13 protein-coding genes are annotated in these 14,189 nt (G+C 64.8%); 8 read left to right on the plus strand and 5 right to left on the minus strand.

Annotation, left to right across the window (positions count from 1 at the left end; translation table 11 throughout):
• Positions 1 to 58: 58 nt before the first annotated feature.
• Together ACYVKQ_RS00990 and ACYVKQ_RS00995 are read right to left on the minus strand one after the other, a co-directional pair.
• A complete protein-coding gene (locus ACYVKQ_RS00990; protein WP_460574693.1) occupies positions 59 to 715 on the minus strand; it encodes a zinc ribbon domain-containing protein in 657 nt (218 codons plus the stop codon).
• Positions 716 to 896: 181 nt separating this feature from the next.
• Positions 897 to 1,553 (minus strand): hypothetical protein, encoded by a 657-nt coding sequence (locus ACYVKQ_RS00995; RefSeq protein ID WP_460574695.1) that lies wholly within the window; start codon positions 1,551 to 1,553, stop codon positions 897 to 899.
• 181 nt (positions 1,554 to 1,734) lie between these two features.
• On the opposite strand from ACYVKQ_RS00995, the gene ACYVKQ_RS01000 reads away from it, so the two are divergent.
• From ACYVKQ_RS01000 to ACYVKQ_RS01015, 4 genes are all read left to right on the plus strand, one after another.
• The gene (locus ACYVKQ_RS01000) at positions 1,735 to 2,280 is read left to right on the plus strand and encodes an RNA polymerase sigma factor (protein ID WP_460574697.1); all 546 of its coding nucleotides are present in this window, start codon (positions 1,735 to 1,737) and stop codon (positions 2,278 to 2,280) included.
• Positions 2,281 to 2,310: 30 nt separating this feature from the next.
• The gene (locus ACYVKQ_RS01005) at positions 2,311 to 2,799 is read left to right on the plus strand and encodes a hypothetical protein (protein ID WP_460574699.1); all 489 of its coding nucleotides are present in this window, start codon (positions 2,311 to 2,313) and stop codon (positions 2,797 to 2,799) included.
• A 32-nt stretch (positions 2,800 to 2,831) separates the two neighbouring features.
• On the plus strand, positions 2,832 to 3,323 hold the full coding sequence (locus ACYVKQ_RS01010) for a hypothetical protein (RefSeq protein ID WP_460574701.1): 492 nt from the start codon (positions 2,832 to 2,834) through the stop codon (positions 3,321 to 3,323).
• 260 nt (positions 3,324 to 3,583) lie between these two features.
• Positions 3,584 to 4,780: an aspartate aminotransferase family protein gene (locus ACYVKQ_RS01015; RefSeq protein ID WP_460574703.1), complete on the plus strand. Its 1,197-nt coding sequence runs from the start codon at positions 3,584 to 3,586 to the stop codon at positions 4,778 to 4,780.
• 59 nt (positions 4,781 to 4,839) lie between these two features.
• On the opposite strand, the gene ACYVKQ_RS01020 is transcribed toward ACYVKQ_RS01015, so the two are convergent.
• Positions 4,840 to 5,304 carry a tellurite resistance TerB family protein gene (locus tag ACYVKQ_RS01020; RefSeq protein ID WP_460574705.1) on the minus strand — a complete coding sequence of 155 codons (465 nt, stop codon included), beginning with the start codon at positions 5,302 to 5,304 and terminating at the stop codon, positions 4,840 to 4,842.
• Positions 5,305 to 5,582: 278 nt separating this feature from the next.
• Between ACYVKQ_RS01020 and pfkA the strand changes: the two genes are divergently transcribed.
• The gene (pfkA, locus tag ACYVKQ_RS01025) at positions 5,583 to 6,554 is read left to right on the plus strand and encodes an ATP-dependent 6-phosphofructokinase (protein ID WP_460574707.1); all 972 of its coding nucleotides are present in this window, start codon (positions 5,583 to 5,585) and stop codon (positions 6,552 to 6,554) included.
• Positions 6,555 to 6,770: 216 nt separating this feature from the next.
• Entirely contained in the window at positions 6,771 to 7,379 is a 609-nt protein-coding gene (locus ACYVKQ_RS01030; protein WP_460574709.1) for a hypothetical protein, read from the plus strand.
• Positions 7,380 to 7,498: 119 nt separating this feature from the next.
• Here the strand turns inward: ACYVKQ_RS01030 and miaA are convergent, their stop codons facing one another.
• A complete protein-coding gene (gene miaA, locus ACYVKQ_RS01035; protein WP_460574711.1) occupies positions 7,499 to 8,404 on the minus strand; it encodes a tRNA (adenosine(37)-N6)-dimethylallyltransferase in 906 nt (301 codons plus the stop codon).
• Positions 8,401 to 9,528 carry a glycosyltransferase family protein gene (locus ACYVKQ_RS01040; RefSeq protein WP_460574713.1) on the minus strand — a complete coding sequence of 376 codons (1,128 nt, stop codon included), beginning with the start codon at positions 9,526 to 9,528 and terminating at the stop codon, positions 8,401 to 8,403. Before ACYVKQ_RS01040 ends, miaA begins: the two co-directional genes overlap by 4 nt.
• 138 nt (positions 9,529 to 9,666) lie before the next feature.
• Here ACYVKQ_RS01040 and ACYVKQ_RS01045 point away from each other — a divergent pair, with 138 nt between their 5' ends.
• Both ACYVKQ_RS01045 and ACYVKQ_RS01050 read left to right on the plus strand, forming a co-directional pair.
• Positions 9,667 to 13,752 (plus strand): PAS domain S-box protein, encoded by a 4,086-nt coding sequence (locus ACYVKQ_RS01045; RefSeq protein ID WP_460574715.1) that lies wholly within the window; start codon positions 9,667 to 9,669, stop codon positions 13,750 to 13,752.
• A 59-nt stretch (positions 13,753 to 13,811) separates the two neighbouring features.
• Positions 13,812 to 14,189, plus strand: a complete 378-nt coding sequence (locus ACYVKQ_RS01050) for a response regulator (RefSeq protein WP_460574717.1) — start codon at positions 13,812 to 13,814, stop codon at positions 14,187 to 14,189.

Raw genomic sequence — 14,189 nt, forward strand, 5'->3', positions numbered from 1 at the left:
GGCAGGCAAAAGCCCGATTGCCTGGCGGCAATCGGGCTTTTTCTCAAGTCAACGGCCCCTACTGCTTGCTGCCGCACTCGGCGCAGAAGCGCTGCTCGGGCTTCATCGTGGCGCCGCAGTCGCCGCAGAACTTGTCCTTGGCCTGCGCCTGGGCCGCCGGGTTGGCGGTGCCGCAACTGGGGCAGAACTTCTGGCCCGGCGCCAGCTTGGTCTGGCAGTTGGGGCACTGCTGCAGACCGCCCTTGTTGAGGAAATCCAGCTCCTTGGTGTAGTCCTGCTCGCGGGTTTTGGTGTAAATCTGCTCGCGCGTGGCCTGGGCCTGCTGGGCCGCCAGCTCTTCGTGCTCGTCCGGGGCGCAGTCCTCGCACAGGCCGGCCTTGCTGTTCCAGCACACATCCGGGCACACCCAGTGGCCGCAGCGCGTACACTGCTTGAAGTAATGTTTGCCCTCCTGCACGGCTTTTTCCATGGCCTCGTCGTGGGCCTTGCCGCCGATGGCGCGCTGCACGTGGTAGGCCGCGTTGCCGGCGTCGGAGAAGAAGCCGCCGAACATGCTGCCGGCGGCGCGCATCAGCTCCCCGGCAATGCCCACGCTGTTGGGCTGAAACCGCGACATGTGACCGTTACGGCACTTGTCGCAGTAGAACTTAAACTGAAAGCCCTTGTCGGTGCTCAGGTCGTCGTGGTTGGCCACGAACTGGATAAGTTTGCTCACGGTGGTTGGTCTGCGGAAGGTTGACGGGTAAAAATACAGTGCGGCAGGGCCGCCGCGCTACTGCCTTTTCGGGTAGTTGTACTTTGTCGGGTCGCAAGCTAAGCCATACTTCACTATTCGAAGAGCAATAACATGTACATGTGATAATCAAGGGTCAGACGGCTTCTCCAAGGCCGTTATCTTACAGCGCCAGCCCGCTAGCGTCCGGCTCGGCGGGCAGGGCCCGCTCCGCGCGCAGCTGCCGGGCGCCCTGGCTGCCGCGGTAGAGCATCAGGCCCAGAAAAAAGCGCATAAACATGCCCGAGGTAGCTCCCGATCCGCCCGGCCCCGCGAGGAGTACGGCCACGAAATCGAGCACCAGCAGGCCGATGGCCGCGTAAAATGCCGCCGGCGCCAGCCGCGTTTTGGCCCACCACCACAGGCCCAGATACACCAGCCCGGTGGCGGCCGACGCGTAGCCCAGCCCCAGCTGCAGCAGCACCTCCACCTGGCCGATTTCGGCCAGCAGCCCCAGGGCCACGTTCAGCACCGCCAGAAACAGCAGCACGCCCAGGCCCTGCCGCAGCAGCTCACCGGGGTGGGTAGCGCTGCCGGGCAGCGGCTGCCCTTCCAGCAGCAGCTCCAGCTGCTGGCTGCCCACTTTCTCACGCAGGCGGGCCGTGAGCTGCCGGCCGTCGGCTAGGGTGAAGGCCGCGCCCTGCTTGAGTTCGTTGGCCGTGCGCAGCTGGCCGACCACCTGCTCGCCCTGCGATACGGTAAAGTTGCGCCAGAACCAGCCCCAGCGTACGGTCACGAGGCCGGTCTGGGACGAATCGAGGTAATAGGTTTTCGTAGGCATTCAAAGGGTAGCTGGTCCGCCAGTGACAGTTTCACGGATCCTGCAATATGCGCGCTGCCGGCTCGCAAACCACGCTTTGTCGCCCTCCACGCGCAAAAAAAAGCGGCAGGATTAAACCAGCGGCCCGGCCGCGCGTCTAACTTCCACGCCTACCGCCTCCACCCTTCCCTCCTCCGCCTGCTTGGAAGATCAGGACATCCTCCTCAAGTTCCGCGACCCGGCCTCCCGCAACGTGGCCTTCAACCAGCTGGTGCGCAAGTACCAAAGCAAGGTGTACTGGCACGTGCGCAAGATGGTGGTGGACCACGACGACGCCGACGACCTGACGCAGGACGTGTTCATCAAGGTGTGGAACCACCTGGAGAACTTCCGCCAGGATGCCTCGCTCTACACCTGGATTTACCGCATTGCCACCAACGAGTGCCTGAACTTCCTCTCCAGCAAGCGGCGGAAATTCTTCCTGCCCCTCAACGACGTGGGCGCCGAGCTCACGCAGAAGCTGGAGGCCGACGAGTCCTTGGCCGGCGACGAGGTGGAAAAGAAACTGCAGAAGGCCATTCTGCGCCTTCCGGATAAGCAGCGCCTGGTGTTCAACCTGCGCTACTACGACGAGATGCCCTACGAGCAAATGGCCGAGGTGACGGGCACGAGCGTAGGCGCCCTGAAGGCTTCTTACCACCACGCCGTGAAGAAGATCGAGCAGTACGTAAACGAGTCCACTGATTAAACTTCCGCCCGTTCCGGGCTTCCAACCGATATGAAAACGCCTTTTCGCCTCGATGAGCACCCCCGGCGCCCGCAGCCCCCGCTGGCCCCGCCGCCCGTCGACTACTTCGAGAAGCTGCCGCGGCGCGTGCAGCAGCGGGTGCAGCCCGCGCCCGCGGCGCCGCTGCTGGGCTGGCTCGCGGCCCTGAGCGCGCCCCTGCGCACAGCCTTGGCTTCGGCCGTGCTGCTGCTGGGCTTCGCAGCCGCGTTCTGGTTCACGGCGCGCCCCGCGGCTTCGCCCGAGCTGGCCACGGCTCCCGCGGGCTTCACCGCGCCCTCGACTTCGCTGGCGCTGGCGGCCGTACCCCGCGCCGAGGCCGTGCAGTACCTGCTTTCCGATGCCGCGCCCGGCCTTTCGCTGGCCGAGCTGGCCGACACGCCCGTGGCCGACCGTGACCTGACCGCTGATTTTCTGCCCGGCACCGACGCCGAAGTTCAGGCCGTGCTCGACGAGCAGCCGAGCCTGGATGTGTATTTGTAGTGTTATTTCGCCCGATGTTTCCCCTTCCCCTGATGAAACGCCTCCTCGCCCACCCCGTCTTGCTGCTGGCATTCTTGCTGCTTGGCAGCGCCGACGCCTGGGCCCAAGTACAGCCCCCGCGTGGCAGCGCCGGCCGGCCGCGCATGGAGCGCCTCGAAAACGCCCGCATTGCCTACATCACCGACAAGCTGGCCCTGACGCCGGAGCAGGCCCAGCGCTTCTGGCCGCTGTTCAACGAGTTTACGGCCAAGCGCCGGGAACTGCGCAAGCAGGCGCGCTTCAACCTGCGCAACCAGGACTTCTCGGCCATGAGCGACAAGGACATCCGCGCGGCCCTGGACGATCAGTTCAAGCTGCGCCAGAACGAAATCAACCTGGAACGCGAGTACGTAGATAAATTTCAGAAGGTCATCACGCTGCGCCAGATAGCCCAGCTGCTGCAGGCGGAGCGCGACTTTACGAAGGAGCTGATCAAGACCCTCGACAACGGCCGCGCTGGCGGCCCCCCGCGCGGCCAGGACTAGGCCGCATTTACATAGATGAACCGAGGCTGCCCCGCAAGGCAGCCTCGGTTGTTTCAGAAGTCCCGGGTCGGGCTGTCAACACCGTATCTACCGCTGAGGTAGAAGCCGTTGGGGGGGTGCCTGCTGAAGCAAGAGCGTCGTCGGTTAGGCCCCGGCCGCAACTCGCCAGCATCCGTTTTCGCCTTCAAGCTGTTGGCCGGTCCGGCGCCTCTTACCCGCCGGCGCGGTACTTTTGCGGCTGATTTCAGCCCTTGTTACTTATGCTCACGCCCCGCCAGCTGTTCTTGCGCCACCAGGCCCAAACGTCCGACTTTCCCTTGCTGCTTGAAATCGAGCGGGCCGAAGGCGTGTGGATGTACGGCCCCGCGGGCCAGCGCTACCTGGATTTGATTTCGGGCATTGGCGTGAGCAACGTCGGCCACCGCCACCCGCGGGTGCTGCAGGCCATTCAGGGTCAGCTCGATAAATACCTGCACCTGATGGTGTACGGCGAGCTGGTGCAGGCCCCGCCGGCCGAGCTGGCCCAGGCGCTGCACCAGACGCTGCCGCCCGTGCTCGACAACGTGTACTTCACCAACTCCGGCACCGAGGCCGTGGAGGGCGCCCTCAAGCTGGCCAAGCGCCACACCGGCCGCACCGAGCTCGTCAGCTGCTTCAACGCCTACCACGGCTCCACGCAGGGCGCGTTGTCGGTCACCGGTTCCGAGAGCTTCAAGCGCAGCTTCCGCCCGTTGCTGCCCGACGTGCGCCACATCCGCTACAACGACCCCGCTGACCTGGCGCAGATTACCCGCCGCACCGCCGCCGTCATCGTGGAGACGGTGCAGGGCGAGGGCGGCGTGCGCGTGCCCGAGCACGACTACCTGCGCCACCTGCGCCGCCGCTGCGACGAGGTCGGCGCCCTGCTTATTCTGGACGAGATTCAATGCGGCTTTGGGCGCACTGGCACGTTCTGGGCCTTCGAGCAGTTCGGCCTCGTGCCCGATATCCTGCTCACGGCCAAGGGCATGGGCGGGGGCATGCCCATTGGGGCGTTTATCGCGCGGCAGGAAATCATGCAGGGCTTTAAGACCGACCCCATCCTGGGCCACCTGACCACGTTTGGTGGGCATCCGGTGTCGTGCGCGGCGGCGCTGGCCACCCTGCGCGTGATTCAAGACGAAAACCTATTGGCAGGCGTGGCCAAGAAAGCCGAGCGGTTCCGCCGGCAACTCCGGCACCCGGCCATCCGCGGGGTACGTGGCCTGGGCCTGCTGATGGCCGTGGAGTTCGACTCCTTTGCCGTCCTCAAGCCCATCATCGACCGCGCCCTGGAGCACGAAGGCGTGCTCACCGACTGGTTTTTGTTCTGCGACAACTCCCTGCGCTTGGCCCCGCCCCTGACCATCACCGACGAGGAAATCGACTGGGCGTGCGCGGCTTTGCTGCGGGCCGTGACGCACGTCACGGGGCACTAAAAAAGCAGCACGGGCCGGGGCCCGCGCTGCTTCGCGTAGCTGATAAGCGGCCGCGGCCTCTACAAACCCGAACCGTGCGTGGGCTCTCCCTTGCCCTGAAAGTTCAGGAAGGCTTCTGATTCTTCTTTGATTTGCTCGCGGGGCAGGCCGTCGCGTACGCCCATGGAGATTTTGCGCACGAGCACGCCCACAATGGCTTTGCGGAAGCCCAGCTTTTCGGCCATGTCGATGCAGAAGTCCATTTCGTTGTCGTCCACCACGCCGTCGGCCAGCATCATGTCTACCAGGTCGAAAATCTGGTCGAAGCGCTCCGAGTCGTTGTCGGGCAGCGCGAGCGTTGCGTTGCCCGCGTTGGATACCAAGCTGCGCACGTCGGTGGCGTTCAGGCCGTTTTTCTTGCCGACAGCCACCAGAAAATTCATTTCTCGCTCGTCGATGTGCCCGTCCACGCGGGCCAGGGAAGCGAGGTTGTGGATGTGGCTGCGGACTTTTTTATTCTGTTCGCTTTCGAAGAAACCAAACATAGGTCGGGCAGAGTAAAACGGTGAGGGGAGCGGCCGCGGAGGGAACAGGAAACCTGGGCTGCCCGGCCGGCGACCATGGCGGACGGGAGTGGGTGCGCTGTTAAGTTATCGGTTGGCGCCCAACCGTTCAATACGGGAAAGCAAAAAAAACTGCCACCTTGCGGCGCATATTTGCGGAGAAAATTTAGCAACCGGAGCAGCAGTTTTCCGGTTATTGTACCTTTGCCACCTCATGAACGGGCCACCCTGGGGCGGCCCGTTTTTCTGACCCTACAAGAATGAAACGAATTGGAGTGTTTACCAGCGGCGGTGACGCGCCCGGTATGAACGCCTGCGTGCGCGCGGTGGTGCGCACGGCTCTGTACCACGGCATTGAGGTGTACGGCATCATGCGCGGCTACAGCGGCATGATCAAGGGGGAAATCGTGAAGCTCGATTCCTCCTCCGTGGCCAACATCGTGCAGCGCGGCGGCACCATCCTGAAGTCGGCCCGCAGCCAGAAGTTCACGACCAAGGAAGGCCGGCAGCAGGCTTTTGATCAGCTGGTAAACCACAAAATCGAGGGACTGGTGGCCATCGGCGGCAACGGTACGTTCACCGGCGCCGAGCTGTTTGAGCGCGAATTTGGCATTCCGACGGTGGGCGCCCCCGGTACCATCGACAACGACCTGTTCGGTACGGACTACACCATCGGCTACGACACGGCCGTGAACACCGCCCTCGACGCCATCGACAAGATCCGCGACACGGCCGACTCGCACGACCGCGCCTTCTTCGTGGAGGTGATGGGCCGCGACTCGGGCTACATCGCCATTCCCTGCGCCATCGGCGGCGGGGCCGAAATCGTATTGGTGCCCGAACAGGTGCAATCCATCGACACCGTCATCGAAACGCTGCAAACGGCGCGTCTGCGGCAGAAATCCTCCTTCCTGATCATCGTAGCCGAGGGCGACGAGGAAGGCAACGCCACGGCCGTGGCGACCAAGGTCAAGGAAGCTATTCCCGAAATGGACGCTCGCGTGACGGTTATCGGCCACATTCAGCGCGGTGGCGCGCCCTCGGCCGCCGACCGCCTGCTGGCCTCGCAGATCGGCATTGCGGCCGTGGAAGGCCTGCTCAATGGCATGCGCAACGTGATGGCCGGCATCGTGGACCGCAAGCTGGTGTACACGCCCTTCCAGGAGTGCATCTCACGCAAAAAGATGATCAACCAAGGCTTCATGCGCATGGTGGAAATCCTCTCCGTTTAAGGGTCAGCAGGCGGATGCATGTGCGGCATGTGAGAAATGATGCGCGTACCGAGCCTTGGGGCATTTTTCGCATTCCGCTGTCCGGCCGCGGAGGTACAGTAGCGGCTGTCGGATAGAATATTTTCGGGAGCGGGGAAAAGCAATCAACCCTTCCGGCCGTAGCTTGCCCACGGTGGTACTACTGTCCGAATCGTTGCATTTTTCTTCTCCGTTCGCATGAAATACCTGTACTCTCTGCTGCTGGCCGGCACCGTTGGCATCTGCCCGTCCTTGGCCCAGACCACGCCGCTGGTCGACGCCGCGGCCCGGCCGCATACGCTGGAGGCCGGCATCGGCATTGCCGGCGGCGACTACGCCTATTTCCGCACGCACCTGGGCTACGCGCACCGCCTGGGCCGGCACCTGAGCGTGGGCGCCCGCGTGGCCATGATCAGCGCCTCCGACGCTGTTTACATGGCGCCGAACGTATCCATCCCTTCGACTTATCAGGCCATCAACCTGGAAAACGAGGTGTACCTGGCGCCCTTCGGCAACGACGGGCGCTTCGTTTTCGCCCTGGGTGGCGGGGGCTACGTGGGCTACTCCCGGCACCACTCGTATCTATGGGCCAGCTACCAGCCGAACCCCTCCGGGCAGGGCTACACGCTGGAAACCCAGTCCCGCGACGAGCGTGGCCTGCACGTGGGCTACATTGCCTCGCTGAACGGCGACCTGGCCATCAACCCCGAGCGCACCTGGCTGATTGGCGGCAAGATTGCCCTGCAAAACGACACGTACGCCAACGTCATGACCAGCCTGCAGTTCAAGCTCAGCCGCCGGCTTTAGCGGTGAAACGGTGAAGAGGCAGACGGCCCATTATTCACCGCCAGTCCCAAAACCAAACGGCCCCGGCAACCCTGGTTGCCGGGGCCGTTCTGCGAGTGAGTGCGTTAGGGCCGTCAAGCTTACCGTTCCAGCATCTCACCAATGGCCTGAAAGGCCTCATCCGGGTGCAGCCACTGGTACGCCCCGTCGCGGCGCAGCCAGGTGAGCTGGCGCTTGGCGTAGCGGCGGGTGTTGCGCTTGAGCAGGCGCACGGCCTCGGCCCAGTCGTACGCCCCGTCGAGGTAGCCGAAGATTTCTTGGTAGCCTACCGTTTGCAGGGCCTGCGCGTGGCGGTGCGGCAGCAGGGCGCGCACTTCCGCCAACAGCCCCTCGGCCAGCATCTGGTCCACGCGCTGATCGATGCGTGCGTACAGCTCGTCCCGTTCGCGGGTCAGGGCCACTTTCACCACGCGGAAGGGCCGCTCGGCCTTGGGGCCCGCGCCGTGAAAGGAGCTGAAGGGCTGGCCGGTGCTGCGGCACACTTCCAGGGCACGCAGCACGCGCACGGGGTTTTGCCGGTCGATGCGGGCGTGGCTGACCGGGTCGAGCCGGGCCAGCTCCTGCACCAGCGCGGGCAGTCCCTGCGCGGCCAGCTCGGCCTGCAGCTGCTCGCGCAGGGCCGCATCGGCTGGCGGCAGCTCGTCGAGGCCGTCGGTGACGGCCTGCAGGTACAGGCCCGAGCCGCCGGTGAGCATGACCACTTCGTGGCGCTGAAACAGCTGCCCGAGCAACGCCAGGCAGTCGGCCTCGTAGCGGCCCGCGCTGTAGTCCTCCGTGATGCTGTGCGAGTCGATGAAGTGGTGGGGCACGCCCTGCATTTCCTCGGGCGTAGGCTTGGCCGTGCCGATGCGCATCTCGCGGAAAAACTGCCGGGCATCGGCCGAAACCACCTCGGTGCCCAGGTGCTGGGCCAGGCGCACGCACAGGGCCGTTTTGCCGACGGCCGTCGGGCCGGTGATGACCAGCAGGGTCGGGAGCTTGCTCATGCGGAAATGGGCTGAGGGACGGCGGGCCACAGGGTGGCGTACAGGCGCAGCAACTCCTGCTCTTCCTGCTGCCAGTTCAGCTCCAGCCGGGCCCGCTGGCAGTGCTGCACCAGCTCCCGGTAGCGGCCGCCCGGGGCCTCGCGCAGCAGCCGGTTGAGGCCGGCCGCCATGGCTTCGGGCGTCAGCTCAGGCACCACTTCGGCTACATCGTACCGCTCGTTCAGGGCCAGGTACTCCGGAAAGGGCGAAATCAGCTGCGGCACGCCGGCGTGCAGGTAGTCAAAGAACTTGTTGGCCAGGGAATAGTAGTAGCTCAGCCCGCGGTTTTCGAGCACGCTGATGCCCACGCTGGCCCCCGCCGTGACGCGGCGCAGTTCGGCGGGCAGTACGTAGCCCCGGAACTCCACCTGCCCGCTGGCCAGCAGGCCCAGCTCGGCCGCGCGGTGGCGCAGGCTTTCCGACAGGTCACCCTCGCCGCAGAGCACCAACCGGGCCGGGACCTGCGGCATGGCTTCCAGCAGTGGCTCCAGTCCCCGCCCGGCGTTCAGGGCGCCCTGGTAGAGGATGTAGCCCTGCGCCGGTGTGGCTGCTGCGTGCTCCTCCAGCCGGCTGATGTTGCGCACGGTGCCGAACGGCCGCCCGTAGCGGCTGCCAAACCACCGGGCCAGGGCCGGCCCCACGGTGTAGGCCAGCGTGGCGCGCGGCACCACGAAAGCCTCTACCCAGCGCCACACCCGCTGCACGGCGGGGCGGGCCACCACTTCGGGCACTTCGGTGAACAGCTCGTGGGCGTCGTACACGAAGGGTACCCCGGTCAGGCGGGCCCGCAGCCACACGGGCAGGGCCGCGTCGAGGTCGGCGGCCCCGTAGGCCGCGAAGCCGCGCCGGCCAAGCAGGTAGATCAGCAGGCGCACGTTGTACTCCAGGTAGAACAGCTTGCCCCGATTGAACCAGCAGCGCAGGCGGTGTTGTTGGTAGGGCTGCGCGCTGAGCGGCTGTGAAGCGCGCCACTCCCGCCCCACGAGCAGCACCTGATAGCCGGCCCCGGCCAACGACCCGCAGATGCGCTGCATGCGCTGGTCGTAGTTAAGGTCGGTGGTGACGGCGAAAAGCAGACGGCGCACGGGCGGAAGCTAAAAAACCCGTCCCCCGGCACAACCATTGGGCGCGGGGGTTCGGATATATTTGACAAATTTAAGAGGTTAAGCCTGCCGGGCGTTGCCTTCTGCTCCCGAAGGCCCTCGGCCGGTCCCCTACCCCGCATGTCTCTGCTCCCTGCTTCTGCCCTGCCCGCGTCTTCCGAGGCTGCCACGTACCGCGCCCTCTTCGACGGGGCCTACGACGCCATTTTGCTGTACGACGAGCACGGCCAGCTGTTCGATTGCAACCAGCGCGCCCTCGATCTGCTGGGCACCACCCGCCCGGTGCTGCTGAGCGCGGGCCTGCTGGGCTTCTTGCGCGCCGACCACGCCCCGGATGCCGCCTGGGCCGAAGAAGGCCGTTTTCAGGACGCGCTGCGGCACACGGCCCGCACCGGCGAACCGGTGTCGCAGACGTGGTACGGGCAACGCAGCGACCAGACGCCCGTTGAGGCCTGGGCAACGCTGCACCGCCTCGACTTACCCGACGCGCGCCACGTGGTGCAGCTCACGCTGCGCGACATCACGCAGAGCCGCCGCCAGTTTCGGGAGCAGCAGCACTCGGAGGTCGCCCAGCGCAACCGCGAGCAGCTGCGCGAAGTCCTCGGCCGCGCCGATCTGGGCTTTTTGCAGCTCGACCGCGACGCGCGTATCGTCGACGTGAATGATTTTTTCCTGCACCTGACCGGCTACACCCGCGAGCAGGTGCTGGGCCAGGAATACTTCGGCTTGTTTGCCCCGGATGTGGAGCGCGAGCCGCGCCGCTACGCTTACCGCCGCGCCCTGGAGCGCGAGGAGCTGCAGGACTTCTTCGAACGCTCCCTGCTGGCCCACGACCGGCACCGCCGCACCGTGTACTGGTACGCCGAGTTTGTGCGCGACGCGGAGGAACAAATCAGCGGGGTCATGTTCGTGGGGCGCGACGTAACCAAGGGCCAGTTTACGGCCCGGGCCCTGGGCGAAAGCCAGTCGCGCCTGCAGGACTTCCTGGACAACGCGCACGACCTGATCCAGAACCTGAGCATCGACAACCGCTTCCTGTTCGTCAACAAGGCGTGGAAGGAAAAGCTCGGCTACGACGATGCAGAGCTGCCCGGCCTCTCGCTCACCGACGTGGTGCACCCCTACTACAAGGCCAAGCTGCTCTACCAGCTGCGCAACCTCTACAAGGGCGAGCGGGTGAACAAGCTTGAAACCGTGTTCCTCACGAAAACGGGCAAGCCGGTGCACCTGATCGGCTCCATCACTTGCTCTTGGGACGACGGCGAGCCGGTGAGCACCCGCGCCATCCTGCACGACATCACCGACCGCATCAAGGCCGAGCGCCTGCAGAAGGTGTACTACAGCATCGCCAACCTGGCCATCAGCTCCAAGGACCTGCACTCCTTGTACGGGGCCATCCACCGCGAGCTGAGCAAGATCATCGAAACCAACAACTTCTACATTGCCCTCTGCGACGAGGCGCGCACGCAGCTGCAGTTCGCCTATTTCGTCGATCAGAACTCGCAGGGGGAGAAGGCCATGGTGATGCGCCCCTTTTCCTCGGGCGTGTCGGAGTACATCATCCGCACGGGCAAGCCGCAGATTCTGCTGCGGCCCGATTTGCAGGCGCTCATCGCCGACGGCACCATCTCGGCCTTCGGGCTGATGCCGGAGGTGATGCTGTGCTCCCCGCTGAGCATCGGCGACCGGATCATCGGCGTCATCGCGGTGCAGGACTACGCCAAGCCCGACGCCTACGCCCCCTCGGACCTCGAAATCCTGCACTTCATCTCGAACCAGGTGGCCCTGGCCATCGAGCGGAAGCGCAACGAGGTGCAGATCAACAAGCAGAACGCGCGCCTGAACGCCATCTTCGAGAGCGGTACCCACCTGATGTGGTCGGTGGACCTGAAGTCGCGCCTGACCTCGTTTAACCGCAACTACGCGGCCTATTTCCTGCGGCGCAACGGCGTGCACCCGGCCCTGAACATCAACCTCTGGCACGCCGACCTGGCCATGATGGAGGAAGACGCGCGGCAGCTGTTCATCGAGCACTACACCCGCGCCTTCGAGGGCGTGCCGCAGCGCTTCGAGGTGCGGCTGCGCGACGTACGCGGCCACGACACTTGGCGTGAAATTTACCTCAACCCCATCTACCTCGACGACGGCACCTTCGAGGAAATTTCGGGCATTGCCCACGACATCACCGACAAGAAGCGCGGGGAGCTGGAAATGGCTGCCCAGGAAGAGAAGTTCCGGGCCATTTTCGAGTCGTTCCAGGACATCTATTACCGCACCGACGAGAAGGGCATCATCACGATTATCTCCCCCTCCGTGGTCGACATCATGGGCTACCTGCCCGAGGAAGTGGTGGGCCTACGCGTAGCCGACTTCTACGAGCACCCCGAGCAACGCGCCGACCTGATCGTGGGGCTCGAAGCCGGCGGCGGCGTGGTGCGCAACTTCGAAACGGCCCTCATCCACAAAGACGGCCACCCGGTGAAAGTGCTGGTGAATGCCCGTGCCCTCTACAGCCCCACCGGCCGCATGGCCGGCATCGAAGGCATTGCCCGCGACGTGACGGACTTCAAGCAGATGCAGGACGACTTACGCCGCGCCAAGGACGAAGCCGAAGCCGCTCTGCACGCCAAAACGCAGTTTTTGGCCAACATGAGCCACGAGTTGCGCACCCCCATGAACGGCATCATCGGCATGATTGACCTGCTGCATCAAACGGTGGCGTCCGAGGAACAGGAGGAGTACATCGACACGCTGCGCAAATCCTCCGACGCGCTGCTGGCCATCCTGAACGACATCCTGGACCTCTCCAAGATCCAGGCGGGCAAGATGGAGCTCAACGAGGAGGGCATGGACCTGCACTATACGCTGGAGAAAATCCACTCGCTCTTCGCCAACCGGGCCCAGCAGAAGCACTTGGACTTCACGTACGAGATTACGCCGCACACCCCGCGCTTCATCATCACCGACGAAACGCGCCTGCTGCAGGTGCTCTCCAACCTGACCAGCAACGCCATCAAGTTTACCCAACAAGGCCGCGTGACGGTGCGCGCCACCTCCGTGTTTACTGACGGCGTGGAGCACACGCTGCGCTTCGAGGTGCAGGACTCGGGCATCGGCATCTCGGGCGACAACGCCAAGCTGCTCTTCACCAACTTCACCCAGCTCGACACGACGCCCACCAAGTCCTTCGGGGGCACGGGCCTGGGCCTGGCCATCAGCAAGCAGCTCACCGAGCTGATGGGCGGGCAGATCGGGGTGGATTCCAGCGTGGGCCAGGGCGCCACGTTCTGGTTCACCATCCGCTGCCGGGTGGCCGAAAACGAGCAGGCCATCCTGCAGGAACGGCAGGCCGCGCGCGACCGGTCGGCCGTGGGCGTGCTGCGCTTCGAGCAGGCCCCGCGGGTGCTCCTCGTCGACGACAACCCCATCAACCAGAAGGTGGCCGTGCGCCTGCTCGACAAGCTGGGCTGCCGCACCGACGTGGCCGGCGACGGGTTCGAAGCCATCGGGCTGGCCACCAGCGGCATCCGCTACGACGTCATTTTCATGGACATTCAGATGCCCGAAATGGACGGCGTGACGGCCATGCGCGAAATCCGGCGCCGCCTCGGGCCCGGCTGCCCGCCAGTGGTGGCCATGACGGCCTACTCCATGAAGGAGGACGCGGAGCGCTTCGTGCAGGAAGGCATGGACGACTACGTGCCCAAGCCCGTGAAGAGCCAGGACCTGTTTGAAGTGCTGGGTCGTTGGCGCCCGCAACTGCTCACGGCCCCTGCGGCGCCGGAAGTTCCCGCGCCGCCCGCCGCGGCCGAGCCGCTGCTCGCCCAAGAGCCCGCCGCCGTGGCCCACGCCAACGACCCGCGCCCCGTCATCGACGCCGATACGGTGGAGCAGCTGCGCCAGCTCGGCGGGCCCGACTTCGCGGCCGGGCTGTACGCCGACTTTGAGCAGGAGGCCGGCCCGTTGCTCGACGAAGCCCGCGCCCACGTGGCAGCCGGTCAGTACGCCGAGATTCTGCCCCACCTGCACCAGCTGAAGGGCACCGGCTTTACCCTCGGCCTGACGCGCCTGGCCGAGCAGGCCAAACACCTGGAACACGACTTAAAGCAGGGCCGTACTGAACAGACCGTGCGGGATTTTCAGGTGCTTTTGCATTACTTCGCAGAGTTCATCACCGAGTACCCGGCCCGCACCAGCGTCAGCTGACGGGCTTGTTTCGCCTACCGCTCCATCGGCCCCTTCCCCAAACTCCTTAGCTAGCAGTCATGTCCGACTCGAAAACCATTCTGATTGCGGAGGATAGCTCCGTAATTCTGAACCTGACCAAGAAAATCCTGGAGCTGCAGAAATACCGCATCGTATCGGCCAAAAACGGTGGTGAGGTGGTCAAGCAACTCGAAGCGCAGCCCATCGACTGCATTTTGCTGGATATCAATATTCCGGTGAAGGACGGCATGACGGTAGCCCGCGAAATCCGCCAGCACCAGAACGACAAGATTCGTCAGGTGCCCATCATTGCCATCACCGGCAACGCCAACAACTACTCCATGGACGACTTCCGCGAAGCCGGCGTGACGGACTACCTGCCCAAGCCGCTGGACTTCGACGCGCTGGTGCGCACCGTGAAGCAGCACATCGGGTAA

The sequence above is a fragment of the Hymenobacter coalescens genome (assembly GCF_054783195.1).

What these genes read in the sequence shown, in the direction of transcription:
- ACYVKQ_RS00995 (WP_460574695.1), bottom strand. Translation starts at nt 1,553, where the DNA reads ATGCCTACGAAAACCTATTACCTCGATTCGTCCCAGACCGGCCTCGTG.
- ACYVKQ_RS01015 (WP_460574703.1), top strand. Translation starts at nt 3,584, where the DNA reads ATGCTCACGCCCCGCCAGCTGTTCTTGCGCCACCAGGCCCAAACGTCC.
- pfkA (WP_460574707.1), top strand. Translation starts at nt 5,583, where the DNA reads ATGAAACGAATTGGAGTGTTTACCAGCGGCGGTGACGCGCCCGGTATG.
- ACYVKQ_RS01020 (WP_460574705.1), bottom strand. Translation starts at nt 5,304, where the DNA reads ATGTTTGGTTTCTTCGAAAGCGAACAGAATAAAAAAGTCCGCAGCCAC.
- ACYVKQ_RS01045 (WP_460574715.1), top strand. Translation starts at nt 9,667, where the DNA reads ATGTCTCTGCTCCCTGCTTCTGCCCTGCCCGCGTCTTCCGAGGCTGCC.
- ACYVKQ_RS01050 (WP_460574717.1), top strand. Translation starts at nt 13,812, where the DNA reads ATGTCCGACTCGAAAACCATTCTGATTGCGGAGGATAGCTCCGTAATT.
- miaA (WP_460574711.1), bottom strand. Translation starts at nt 8,404, where the DNA reads ATGAGCAAGCTCCCGACCCTGCTGGTCATCACCGGCCCGACGGCCGTC.
- ACYVKQ_RS01030 (WP_460574709.1), top strand. Translation starts at nt 6,771, where the DNA reads ATGAAATACCTGTACTCTCTGCTGCTGGCCGGCACCGTTGGCATCTGC.
- ACYVKQ_RS01010 (WP_460574701.1), top strand. Translation starts at nt 2,832, where the DNA reads ATGAAACGCCTCCTCGCCCACCCCGTCTTGCTGCTGGCATTCTTGCTG.
- ACYVKQ_RS01005 (WP_460574699.1), top strand. Translation starts at nt 2,311, where the DNA reads ATGAAAACGCCTTTTCGCCTCGATGAGCACCCCCGGCGCCCGCAGCCC.